This is a genomic window from Micromonospora sp. HUAS YX12 (assembly GCF_040215685.1).
Taxonomy (GTDB): Bacteria; Actinomycetota; Actinomycetes; order Mycobacteriales; family Micromonosporaceae; genus Micromonospora; species Micromonospora tulbaghiae.
Window position 1 is genome coordinate 5,187,744 of record NZ_CP157974.1, and the last position, 12,967, is coordinate 5,200,710.

The 12,967-nt window shown below is 71.0% G+C and carries 6 protein-coding genes; all 6 read right to left on the minus strand.

Features of this window, described 5'->3' with window-relative positions; genetic code table 11:
- Positions 1-369: 369 nt before the first annotated feature.
- The gene (locus ABIH81_RS24725; RefSeq protein WP_349877274.1) at positions 370-4,656 is read right to left on the minus strand and encodes a discoidin domain-containing protein; all 4,287 of its coding nucleotides are present in this window, start codon (positions 4,654-4,656) and stop codon (positions 370-372) included.
- Positions 4,657-4,756: 100 nt separating this feature from the next.
- Positions 4,757-7,630, minus strand: a complete 2,874-nt coding sequence (locus ABIH81_RS24730) for a discoidin domain-containing protein (RefSeq protein ID WP_349877275.1) — start codon at positions 7,628-7,630, stop codon at positions 4,757-4,759.
- A 115-nt stretch (positions 7,631-7,745) separates the two neighbouring features.
- A complete protein-coding gene (locus ABIH81_RS24735; protein ID WP_349877276.1) occupies positions 7,746-9,371 on the minus strand; it encodes a glycoside hydrolase family 13 protein in 1,626 nt (541 codons plus the stop codon).
- An 87-nt stretch (positions 9,372-9,458) separates the two neighbouring features.
- Positions 9,459-10,346 carry a carbohydrate ABC transporter permease gene (locus ABIH81_RS24740; protein WP_349877277.1) on the minus strand — a complete coding sequence of 296 codons (888 nt, stop codon included), beginning with the start codon at positions 10,344-10,346 and terminating at the stop codon, positions 9,459-9,461.
- Between the two features lie 3 nt (positions 10,347-10,349).
- Complete coding sequence (locus tag ABIH81_RS24745; protein ID WP_349877278.1) at positions 10,350-11,309, minus strand: sugar ABC transporter permease; 960 nt, start codon at positions 11,307-11,309, stop codon at positions 10,350-10,352.
- 60 nt (positions 11,310-11,369) lie between these two features.
- On the minus strand, positions 11,370-12,746 hold the full coding sequence (locus ABIH81_RS24750) for an extracellular solute-binding protein (protein ID WP_349877279.1): 1,377 nt from the start codon (positions 12,744-12,746) through the stop codon (positions 11,370-11,372).
- Positions 12,747-12,967: the final 221 nt, after the last annotated feature.

A 12,967-nucleotide genomic window follows, 5' to 3' on the forward strand; every position in this document is an offset into this window, starting at 1 on the left:
GTGACAAGAGCGGAGTTTGAATTCGCGAACCCGGGTTGACCAGTCGCGGAGCCCCCTGTTTTCGTCGAGCTTGGACTGGGGCGGCGACAAAGCGGACACCCCTGCACCGCCGACGTCACGAACCCCGGGGCTGCTCCCCCCGAGCGGGCAGGCCTTCTCGCATGTCGGCATCGCCGGAGATCTTGGAAGAAGAGCGCCCCTCCAGGAGCCGTTTCCTTCCATGATCTCGGGCGCTGTCGTCGATCTTGGACTTGTGGCGCCAAGGTTGCGATGCGAAGGCCCAACGAGACGCTGAGCGAAGGTCTCCGCGGGTGTGAGAAGGGGCCCCTTCTATACCGGAGGCGTTAAGAAGGGGCCCTTCCTTTCATCTCAGTTGCGGGTGATGGTGAACGTGCTCGTGGTGTTCTTGATGTCCTGGTAGTTGTCGCTCAGGCGTAGGTTGGTGAACGTGGCCGAGCCGAACGCCGGCCCCTGACCCGCCTCGGGCATCTCGTTGACCCAGATGCCGAAGCCGGACTTCGCGTCGAACGCGTCACCGCTGCGCCGCGCACCGGAGATCGACACGTTCGTCAGCACCGTGTCGGTGATCGGGTTCTCCGGCTGGCTGCCGTTGTACTTGGTCTGGAACATGATCCCCGAGTACGTCGGATCGACGATGTCCACGTCGCTCACCCGGATACCGCGGAACTCCTTGGACGCGGAGAACAACCACATCGCCGGGAACGTCTGCGCGCCCCAGAAGTGCCCGCCGGAGCGGATCAGCGAGATGTTCTCGAACCGGGTGGGCGGGCTGGCGCCGAACCCGACGAACGGGTAGCCGAAGTCCAGCGAGCTGATCGTGATGCCCGAGTACGTGAGCTGGTCGGCGATGTAGAGGTTGCGGAAGACGTTGTCGTAACCGCCGTACACCGCCAGCCCGGCCGCCCGCCAGGTCAGCGTGGCGGTCAGGTTCTCGAACACGTTGCCGTGGTTGCCGCCGGAGCCGCCCTGGTCGGTGGCGGAGAACAGCGCGAACGCGTCGTCGCCGTTGGACCGGCCCTCCGAGTTGGTGACCAGGTTGTTCGTACTGCCGTTGGTCATGTTCACCGCGTCGGCGAAGGTGTTGCGGAACCGGCTGTCCCGGATGGTCAGCCCGTCCACGCTCACCCCCCAGTACGCGCAGACGGTGTGCTCCACCCAGACGCTGTCCAGCGTCAGGTCGTCCACGTCCTTCAGCTCGCCCCACACCTTGCCGGGCCCGTCGATCCGGTTGGTGTAGTTGCCGAAGAACGCCAGGTGGGCGAACGTCGACCCGCCGGCCGAGGACTCGACCCGGAAACCGGCGTCGGTGTTCTGCTGGTTCCGCGGCGTCTGGAACCGGGTGTACCACATGCCGGCGCCGACCACCTTCACCGCCTTGCCGTACACCTGGAACTTCTGCGCCGTCTCGTACGTGCCGGCGGGCAGGTAGACGCCGACCAGCGTGCCGGTGGTGTCCATCCGTACCGCGTCCAGCGCGTTCTGCACGTCGGCGTGGCTGAACCCGGTCGGCACCTTGTAGCGGGCCGGGTCGGGGTTGGCGCGCGGCGACACCAGTTCGGTGTCGACGAAGTCGATCGCGTACGTCGTGCTGTTCGCCGGATCCTTCTGGAGGCGGATCCGGCTGCCCGCCGGGACTGTGGAGTCGAGCAGTACGTTCGCCTCGTCGTACAGGTGCCGGGGCGCGCCGGCGCTCGGCGAGTCGCTCGGGCCGGCCTCGGCGCCGTAGAGCCAGATGTGCTTGGAGGTGAGGCTCATCGGCTTGTGCAGCACGCCGTTGACGTAGACGTTGATCGTCGAGTCGATCCCCCCGCCGCCCGGTGCGTCCGGGATGGAGTAGCGGGCGACCAGGGCGTTCGCGGCCGAGCGGGTGGTCCACTCGACGTACGCGCCGGTGGTGTTGAGTGTGACCGCGCGGCGGCCGGACGCCTCCCCGGCGAGGTCGCCGATGGTGCGGTTCGGGCCGATCACCTGCGCGCCGCCGCCGGTCGCGCCGTCCTCGGCCTCGTAGGCGTCGTACGGCAGGTTGGCCCCGCGACCGACGAACAGCGCCCGCTCGCTCGTGTTGTTCTGCCGCTTGACCGGCAGCTCGTTGGCGTCGTCGGCGAGCACCACCCGCACCGTGTACCGGCCGTTGGCGGCGGTCCAGGTGCCCAGCGACACCGGGCCGGCGGTGGCCCCGGCCGCGATCGTGCCGCTGTACGAGCCGGTGAGCGTGCGGACCACCACGCCGGACTGGTCGCGCACGGTGAGCGTGATGCCGTGCGCGCCGCCGGCCGACGCGATCGTGCCCTGGTTGCGCAGCGTCACCGCGAAGGAGACGCCCGCGCCGGCGCTCGGCGTGCCGGGTGACCAGGTGACGGCGGAGGCGACCAGGTCGGAGCTGGCGACCGGGCTGACGGTCAGCGCGGTCGGGCTGGTGTACGAGTTGTTCGCCTCGTTCTGCTCGATCACCGCGTTCGACTCGTCGACCTTGGCGGTGACCTGGTAGCTGCCGGCGTCGCGTACGCCGATGCTCGCCGCGACGGTGCTCGACGCGCCGGCCGCGAGCGCGCCGACGGCGGCGGTGCCGACCTTCGTCGTACCCAGGTAGAGGTTGACGTCGGTGGCGGCGGAGGCCGCGGTGCCGGCGTTGCGCACGGTGGTGGACAGCGTGATCGCGTCGGTCTCCACCGGCGCGGACGGCGAGGCGGTGACGGACGTGACGGTGAGGTCCGGGTTCGGCGCCGGGACGCCGATGACCTGGAGTTCGGCGACCTGCCCGTTGGAGGAGCCGGAGTTCGCGGTGAACTGGAGCCGGACGTCAGCGGCGGTCGCGGAGACCGGGACGGTCACCGTGTTGGCGCTGTTCGGGTTGAAGGAGTACGTGGCGGAGCCGGCCAGGCTGGTGAACCCGGACGCGGACTGCTCCCGGCCGAGCACCTGGAACGTCTGGGTACGCGCGCCCCACGCCGGGTCGGGGTTGAGCTTCACCACGATCGCGCTGATGCTGGCGTTGGCGCCGAGCGCGACGGTGAGCGTGCTCGGGTACGCGCCGGGTGCGCCCTCCCAGTACGTGGTGACGTCGTTGTCGACGGCGTTCGCGGCGGCGAACACGTGCACCATCGACGACGCGGTCGCGGGTTTGCCGACCGCCAGGTTGGTGCCGCCGGACGTGCTGCCGGTGCGGGTGACGGTGTTGCTGTTCGCCGACACGTTCCCGGCCGCGTCCCGGGCCCGGACGTGGTACGAGACGGTGGCGCTGTCCGGCTGGCTGTCGGTGTACGTCAGCGTGGACCCGCTCACCGTCGTGCGCAGCGTGCCGTTGGCGTACACCTCGTAGCCGGTGACGCCCACGTTGTCGGTGGACGCGGTCCAGGTCAGCCGGATCTGCCCGCCGGCCGGCTGGGTGTAGGCCAGGCTGCCGGGCGCGGTGGGCGCGGCCGTGTCCCCGGTGTTGCCGGTACGGGTGACCGTGTTGCTGTTCGCCGACACGTTCCCGGCCGCGTCCCGCGCCCGCACGTAGTAGGAGACGGTGGTTCCGGCCGGCTGGGTGTCGGTGTACGTGAGCGTGGTGCCGCCGACGCTCGTGCGCAGCACCCCGTTGGCGTACACGTCGTAGCCGGTGACGCCGACGTTGTCGGTGGACGCGGTCCAGGTCAGCCGCACCTGGTCGGTGGCGGGCTCGGTGAACGCGAGGTTGCCCGGCGCGCTCGGCGCCTGGGTGTCGCCGGTGGCCGGGCCGTAGACCTCCAGCTCGGCGAGCTGCCCGGCGGGCCAGGCGCTGTTGGCGGTGAACAGCAGCCGCACGTAGCGGGTAGACGCGGTGGGCACCGTGACCGTCGCCGTGTTGCCGCCGCCCGGGTCGAACGCGTACGTGGCGGAGGCGACGAGCGTGCCGAACGTGGAGCCGTTCGTGCTGCCCTGCACGGTGAGCGTCTGGGTGCGGGCGCCCCAGCCGGACGGCAGCCGCAGCACCAGCCGGTTGACGCTGGTGGCGGCGCCCAGGTCGGCCTGGATCCACTGCGGGAACGCGTTGTTCGGGCTCTCCCAATAGGTGGCCGCGTTGCCGTCGTTGGCGTTGGCGGCGCCGTACACGTCGGCGTGGCCGCTCTCGGTCATGGTCCGGCCGAGCGCCAGGTTGGTCGAGGAGGTGGCCGCGCCGTACACCTCCAGCTCGGCGAGCTGCGCGGCGGCCCAGCCGGTGTTCGCGGTGATCACGACCCGCAGGTAGCGGGCGTCGGTGGCGGTGAAGCCGAGCGTCACGGTGTTGCCGGCGGCCGGGCTGAACGATCGGCCCGCCGCGGCGACGACAGTGGTGAAGCCGCTGCCGTCGGCACTGGCCTGCACGGACAGCGTCTGGGTGCGCGCCTCCCAGGCGGCCGGGAGTTCGAGCACGACCTGGTCGACGGCGCGGCTGGTGCCGAGGTCGACCTGGGCCCACTGGGGCAGCGCGCCGCTGCTCTCCCAGTAGCTGCCCTGGTTGCCGTCGGTCAGGTTGGCCGCGACGTAAGGGCCGTTGACGCTGCTGGCGGTGGCGGTGCGCCCGGCGGCGAGGTTCGGGCCGCCGGCGGCGAGGGCCGGTGGGGCCGGGGCCGCGGTGACGGCCAGGCCGGCCGCGGCGAGCACCGCGACGATTCGGGTACGGAGTCTGGACATGGTGGACGGACACCTTCTTCCCGGGGGAGGTGGAGAGGCGTTCGGGGGTGGGGGGGTGCGGTGGCGGGGGGGGGGCCGGGGCGGTCCCCGCCGCGCCGGGTCAGGAGGCGTACACCTCGAACTCGGACAGCTGGCCGGCCGGCCAGCCGGTGTTGCCGGTGAAGGTCAGCCGCACGAAGCGGCGGTCACCGGCGGGCAGCGCGATCGACACGCTGTTGCCGCCCGCCGGGTCGAACGTGTAGCCGACCGCCGCCTTGAGCGTGGTGAACGACGAGCCGTCGGTGGAGCCGAGCACCGACACGGTCTGGGTACGGGTCTGCCAGGCCGTCGACGGGGGCAGCTTCAGCACCACCCGGGCGACCGGCCGGGCGCTGCCCAGGTCGACTGTCACCGACTGGGGGAAGGCGTTGTTGGCGCTCTCCCAGTAGGTGTTCGCGTTGCCGTCGACGGTGTTGGCGGCGCCGTACACGTCGGCGTGGCTGGTCTCCGCGACCGGCCGGCCCGCCGCCAGGTTGCCGGCCGGCGGCGCGGTGGTGGGTGGCGGAGTCGTGGTGGGCGGCGGTGTGGTGGTGCCGCCGCCGTACACCTCCAGCTCGGCGAGCTGGCCCGCCGGCCAGCCGGTGTTGCCGGTGACGGTGACCCGGACGAACCGCCGGTCGCCGGACGGCAGCGCGATCGGCACGGTGTTGCCGGCCGCCGGGTCGAAGACGCGGCCCGCCGACGCGGCGAGCGTGCTGTACGAGGAGCCGTCGGTGGAGCCGAGCACGGCGAGCGTCTGGGTACGCCGTTCCCAGCCGGCCGGGAGCTTGAGCACCACCCGGTCGACGGTGCGGGACGCGCCGAGGTCGACGGTGAGCGACTGCGGGAACGCGTTGTTGGCGCTCTCCCAGTAGCTGGTGGCGTTGCCGTCGACCGCGTTGCCGGCGGCGTACGTCTGGGTGGTGCTGGTGGCGGTCGCCGGCCGGCCCAGGGCCAGGTTCCCGCCGGCCGGCGGCGGCGTGGTCGGCGGTGGCGTGGTGGGCGGCGCGGTCGTCGGGGGCGCGGTGGTGGGCGGCGGCGGGCTGGTGGGCGGCGGGCTGGACGGGCCGTTGCCCCACTGCGGCTGCGGCCACGGACCGCAGTACGGGGTGGGCGTGTACCAGCCGGAGTTGCCGGTGCCCTGGGTGATCTGGAAGCCGCTACCGACACAGTTGTGGATCGGGTTGGCCTGGGCGATGCCGGTGGCCCGCACGTTCGTGAACCGGACCTGGCTGGACGCCTGCACCTGGAGCGCGTACGTGCCCGCGCCGTCGATGCGCACGTTGTCGAACGAGATGCCGCTGGTCTGTCCCTCGATCCAGTGCAGCGCCGCGTACGAGCTGTCCAGGATGTCGGTGTCGGTGACGTTGACGGCGGCGCCCTGGATCGGCTCGTTGAGCGCGGAGAACCAGATCGCGCCGACGCCGAACTGCCAGTTGTAGTCGGAGTTGCCGTTGCGGATCAGCGTGTTGCGGGCGACCGTGATGGTCCCGGCCACGGCGGTGGGCCCGGTGACGCCCGGATAGCGGTTGGCGACGTGGATGCCGCCGCCGTTGGTGACCGAGTCGGCGGTGACGTTGTCGGCGATGGTGATGTCCCGGCCGCCGTAGGTGACCAGGTGGTTGGCCAGGATCGTGACGCCGATGGTGTTGCGGGTGAAGGAGTTGCCGACGTTGGGCACGCTCTGCGCCCACATGGCCAGCGCGTCGTCGCCGGTGTTGCGGACGAACGTGTTGGTCACCGTGGAGTTGGTGACGCCCCAGTGGAAGTTCACCCCGTCGGCGGTCTGGTCGAGGATGCGGCTGTTGCGGATGGTGAAGTTGTCCATCGGCCCGTCCATCCAGGCGCCGACCTTGGTGTGCTGCAACCACAGGTTGTCCACCACCGAGTTCGTCATCGCGCCGCCGATGGCGTTGACCTGGTCCTCGTCGACGCGTTCCCGGATGTCGCCGATGATGGCGAAGTCCCGCAGCGTGACGTTGCGGCTGGGCCCGCCGGCCTCGTGCGACCGGATCTCGCCGGTGTAGCCGCCGCCCGGCACGTACTTGCCGTAGATGCCGGCGGCCCGTTTGCGGTCGGTGGGGTGCCGGCCGCCGAGCACCGAGTACCACGGCCCGGCGCCGCGCAGCGTCACGCCGTCGACGACCACGTGGTCCCAGAGCGTGAACGTGCCGGCCGGGATCCACACCGCCCGGCCCTGTGCCTTGCCGGCGTCCACGGCGGCCTGGAACTTCGCCGTCGAGTCGGTGGCGCCGGTCGGGTCGGCGCCGAAGTCGGTGACCACGTCCAGCACGCCGGACGGCTTGGTGATCTGCGCCCCGACCAGCTCGAAGTCGGCCAGGTCGATGGTGAACGTGGGTGACTGGGCGGTCGAGGAGACCTGGAGGCGGATCTTCGTGCCGGCCGGGTAGGTGGTGCCGAACATGGTCCGGGTCTCGTCGTAGAAGTGGTGCGGGTTGGTGTCGCCCGGGTTGTTGTTGAACGGGTAGCCGCCGTAGTACCAGCCGTACCGGGAGGTGACCGGGACGGCCTTGACCAGGGCGCCGTTGGCGCGCAGGTCGATGGTGGCGTCGCGGCCGGTGCCGGCGGCGTTGTCCGGCAGGCTGTACCGGAACGTGACCGCGTTCGCCGGGGCGGTGAGGGTGAACTCGACGTACTCGCCGGCGGCGTCGAGCGTGACCGCCTCCCGGCCGGACGCCTCGGACGGCAGCGTGCCGTAGCGCCGGTCGGGGCCGATCTTCGTGCCGGTGTGGGCGGCCTGTTCGGCCTCCTGCTCCCGGAACGGCACAGTGGCGCCGCGTCCGGTGATGTCGAACGGGGACAGCCCGGCGGCGCGGGCCGGGGTGGCGGTCGTGGTGAGCGCCACGACGACGAGTGTCGAGGCGGCGAGCGCGGCGGCGGCCAGGGTGGCCACGCCCGTGGTGCGGTGGCGGTGCGTGGTGCGGTGCTCGGCCATGCGGGGTGTGCTCCCTTTCGTCGGTGGCCAGATCCCCCGTGCGGCGTTGCCTCTCCTTCCTCCTCCCCAGGTGTGCGGCGTGGCGGCGGCCGGGACGGGGCCGCCGGCGCCGCCGTCAGGCCGATCGGGTACGCAGCCAGACCGCGGTGTCCGGTGGCAGCCGGTCGTCGTCGAGTGGGCCGCTGGCGAGCAGCAGCTCGTCGTGCGCGGGCAGCGGAACGGCCGCGCCGCCGAGGTTGACCAGGCAGGTGAAGCCGGGTTCGCGGGCGAACGCGAGCACCCCGTGCGGTGCGGGCAGCCAGGTCAGCGTGCCGTCGCCGAGCGCGGGTTCGGCGCGGCGCAGCGTCAGCGCGGCCCGGTACAGCTCCAGCATCGAGTGCGGGTCGCCGGTCTGGGCGCGGACCGTGCGGTCCTTCCAGTCGGCCGGTTGCGGCAGCCACGGCGCGGCGCTCGCGCCGTCGGGGCTGAACCCGAACGGCGGGGTGTCGCCCTGCCAGGGCAGCGGCACCCGGCAGCCGTCGCGGCCGGGGTCGACCCGCCCGGACCGCTCCCACATCGGGTCCTGCCGCAGTTCGTACGGGATGTCCTCGACCTCCCAGAGGCCCAGCTCCTCGCCCTGGTAGACGTAGGCGGCGCCGGGCAGCGCGAGCGACAGCAGCGCGGCGGCGCGGGCACGGCGGGTGCCCAGTTCCAGGTCGGTGGGGATGCCCTCGCGCTTGGCGGCGAAGCTGAACCGGGTGTCCGCGCGGCCGTACCGGGTGACGTGCCGGGTGACGTCGTGGTTGGACAGCACCCAGGTGGCCGGCGCGCCGACCGGGGCGTGCGCGGCCAGCGTGCCGTCGATGCTCTCCCGCAGCGCCGTGGCGTCCCAGGCGCAGCCGAGGAAGTCGAAGTTGAACGCGGTGTGCAGCTCGTCCGGGCGCAGGTAGTTCGCGAACCGCTGCCGGTCGGGCAGCCACACCTCGCCGACGAGTGCCCGTCCGCCGGGGTAGGAGTCGGCGATGCGCCGCCAGGCGCGGTAGACGTCGTGCACGCCGTCCTGGTCGCGGAACGGGTGCGGCCGGTCCGGGTGGACCTCGGGCAGCATGCCGTCCTTGACCAGCAGCCCGGCCGAGTCGATGCGGATGCCGTCCACGCCCCGGTCGAACCAGAAGCGCAGGATGTCCTCGAACTCGGCGCGGACCCGGGGGTGGTCCCAGTTGAAGTCGGGTTGCTGCGGGGCGAACAGGTGCAGGTACCAGTCGCCGGGGGTGCCGTCCGGGTCGGTGGTGCGGGTCCAGGTCGGGCCGCCGAACTCGCCGGTCCAGTCGGTGGGCGGAAGGTCGCCGGCCGGTCCCCGGCCGGGGCGGAACCAGAACAGCTCCCGCTCGGGTGCGTCCGGTCCGCCGGCGAGCGCGGCCCGGAACCAGGGGTGCGCGTCGGAGCAGTGGTTGGGCACCACGTCGACGATGCTGCGGATGCCGAGCGCGTGCGCCTCCGCGATCAGCGCCTCCACCTCGGCGAGCGTGCCGAAGACCGGGTCGATGTCGCGGTAGTCGGACACGTCGTAGCCGGCGTCGGCCATCGGCGACGGGTACCAGGGGCTGAACCAGATCGCGTCGACGCCGAGCGCGGCGAGGTGATCCAGGCGGGACCGGATGCCGGCGACGTCGCCGATCCCGTCTCCGTCGCCGTCGGCGAAGCTGCGCGGGTAGACCTGGTAGATCACCGCGGAGCGCCACCACGGGCTGTTGTCGGCCATGGACACGGGCACCTGCTTTCTGCGGGGTCGGTTCTGCGCCGGCGGGCGGGGCGCCGGGCTTTCGGCGCGTCGGGCGGTGGCGCCCGGTCAGCCCTTGAGGCCGCCGGTGGTCAGGCCGGACATGATGTTGCGTTGGAAGATCAGGAACAGCACGACGGTGGGGATCGCGGCGATCACCGAGGCGGCGATGACCACGTTCATCGGGGTGCCGCCGGCGAAGGCGTAGATGCCGACGCTGACGGTCCGCGTCTCCGGTGACGGCATGACCAGCTTCGGCCAGAGGAAGTCCTTCCAGACCGCCGTCACCGCGAAGATCGCCACCACGCCGAGGATCGGGCGAGACATCGGCAGGACGATGGACCAGAGCGTGCGCAGCGGGGTGGCGCCGTCCATCACGGCGGCGGCCATCAGATCTTCCGGAATCGAGTCGAAGAACCGTTTCAGCAGGAAGATGTTGAACGCGTTCGCCACCAGCGGCAGCCAGATCGCGAACGGCGAGTCGAGCAGGTTGACGTGCACGATCGGCAGGTCGATCACTGTCACGTACTGCGGGACGATCAGCACCATCGCCGGGATCATCAGCGTCGCCAGCATCATGCCGAGGATCAGCTTGCCCAGCACCGGGCGCAGCTTCGACAACGCGTACGCCGCCGCGGTGTCGAAGACGAGCTGGAACAGCACCGCGCCGGCCGCGTAGTAGAACGTGTTGAACAGCAGCTTGGCCAGGTCCAGGTTGGTCCAGGCGTCGACGTAGTTGCCCGGCTGCGGATCCCGGGGGAACAGCGTCGGCGGTGTCTGGGCGATCTCCTGGCCGGACTTCAGCGCGCCGGTGACCATCCAGTACAGCGGGCCGAGGAACACCAGCGTGAACCCGGCCACGACCACGGAGAGCACGATCCAGTAGAGGACGCGGCCGCGACCGCGCCGCAGCTGGGCGTGGGAGATGAGGGTACGGGTGGTGGGGTCGGCGGCCATGTCCTAGTCCTGTCTCGCGGTCAGTCGCAGGTAGACGGCGGAGAACCCGGCCAGCACCACCAGCATGATCACGCCGAGCGCGGCGGCGCCGTTGAGGTCGTTCTGGAAGAACCCGTGCTGGTAGATCAGGTACGCCACCGAGGTCGCCGAGTCCTGCGTACCGGCGCCGTTGGCGAGGATCAGCGGCTCGATGAACAGCTGCATGGTGGCGACGATCTGGAGCATCGCCAGCAGTGCGAGGATCAGCCGGGTCTGCGGCACTGTCACGTGCCGGATGCGCCGCCACACCCCGGCGCCGTCGATCTCGGCGGCCTCGTACAGTTCGCCGGGGATGTTCTGCAGCGCGGCCAGGTAGATCAGCACGGCGCCGCCCATGTTCATCCAGGTCGACGCGATCACCATGGCCGGCATCGTCATCGTGGGCGACTGCATCCACTCCGACGTGGGCAGTCCCAGCGCGGTGAGGATCGCGTTGAACAGCCCCGCCTCGCTCGGGTCGTACGCGTAGAACTTGAACAGGAACAGCGCTGAGGCCGGCGGCAGCATCACCGGCAGGTAGACCAGCACCCGCAGGTAGCCCTTGGCGTGGCGCAGCTCGTTGAGCAGGATCGCCACGACGAACGGCACCGCGTAGCCGAGCACCAGCGCCAGGCCGGTGAAGACGAACGTGTTCTTCCACGCGGTCCAGAAGCTCGGATCGGCGATGATCCGGCTGTAGTTGTCCCAGCCGACCCAGGTGGTCTCGCCCCGGCGGGTGCGCTGGAAGCTCATCACGACGCCGCGGACCATCGGGTACCAGGAGAAGACGGCGAAGCAGGCGACCGCGCCGATGAGGAACGTGTGCCCGGTGAGGTTGTCCCGGACCTTGCGGCCGAGGCCGGCGCGGCGTCCGGCGGTACGCGACGGCGGCGGCGCGAGCGGGCCGGTACGGCGGGTGGCGCCGGGGGCGGTGGTGAGCGCCAAGGCGACTCCTGCGGTGCTCGGGGAGGTGGGGCCGGTGGGACGGCCCCACCTCCGGTCGGGTCAGCTCTGCGCGGCCAGCAGCTGGTTGACCTTGTCCTCGGCGGTCTTGAGCAGCGCGTCGATGTTCGCGTTCGGGTTGGTCAGCACGCCGGACATCGCGGCGTCGAGCACCGCGTAGATCGCCTGGGCGTTGCGCGGCTCCCCCTTGATCGGCACCGGGTTGGCCTCGAAGACCGCGAAGTTGGTGGTGTCCACGTTCGCGTTGGCCTTGCGCAGCTCCAGTTCCTGCTTCTGCGCGTCGCTGCCGTTCGCGAACAGCAGCGGCTGGGGCAGGCCGACCGGGTAGTTCTGCGGCTTGGCGCGTACGTAGTCGAACTGGCCCTTACCAGGGGTCAGCTTCTGGTAGGCGAGCCACTTCAGGCCGGCCTTGACCTGCTCCGGGCTGAGGCCCTTCTTGAAGAAGTAGCCCTCGCCGCCGCCCAGCGTGGCCTTGGCCTGCCCGTCCTGGCCGGGCAGCGGGCCCATCGCCCAGTCCTGGTACTTGCCCTGGAACTGGCTGACGATCGCCTGGGTCGCGTCCGGCGCGCCGATGAACATGCCGACCTTGCCGGCGCCGGCGTTGGTGAGCAGGTCACCCCACTGGAGCAGCTGCCGGCTGCCCATGCTGTTGTCGCCGTTGCGCATGTCCTTGAGGTTCTGCAGGACCTGCTTGCCCATCGCGTTGTTGAAGTCGGCCTTCTTGCCGTCGGCGCTCAGCACCTGGCCGCCCTGGGAGTAGAGCAGCGAGGTGAAGTGCCAGCCGCCGGTGTTGCCGGCGCTGTACTCGGCGTATCCGGCGATGCCGTCGCCGAGCGCGGAGATCTTCTTGGCCGCGGCCCGCACCTCGGGCCAGGTCTTCGGCGGGTTGTCGACGTCGAGCCCGGCCCGCTGGAACAGCGCCTTGTTGTAGATCAGGCCCATCGAGTAGTTCTTCACCGGTACGGCGTAGAGCTTGCCGCCGTCGGTGAAGACCTCCTTGAGCGCCGGGTCGACGCTGTCCCAGGTGGGGATGGTGTCCTTGGTGGCGTACTGGCCGATGTCCATCGCCTGGCCGGAGTCCAGCACCTGCTGGAGGTCGGTCATGTAGCCGTAGAACACGTCGGTGACGGTGCCGCCGGCCAGGCGGGCGGTGAAGTCCGGCGGGTTGTTGCACTGCTCGCCGACGCTGACGCTCTTGACGACGATGTCCGGGTTCTGCCGCTGGAACTCGGCGACGTCGTCGTTCCAGTTCTTCAGCAGTTCCTTCTGCGCGCCGACCGGCTGGCAGTCGACGGTGATGGTGACCTTGCCACCGGCGTCGCTGCTGTCGTCGCTCTTGGTGGAGCACGCCGCAAGGCTGAGCCCGAGGCCGGCCGCGAGCGCGAGCGCCGCGACCTTCCGATACTGCGGTACGGACATCTGTCCATCCCTTCGGGAACGGGTGTATCCATGGCCTTCACTGATGTGCGGTGACCGCGCGGCTGCCTCTGGTGGTGGAACGGCAACCGGCACGCGCCCTGCCTCCGGAAACCGCGCCCCGGGTCAGGTGTGAGTGGAGTCACTGTAGCGACGCGAACCGAAGGCAGCAAGATGCGGACGCAGGAATGCAAGAACTCGACTTGCACGCCTGAGGGCGCACT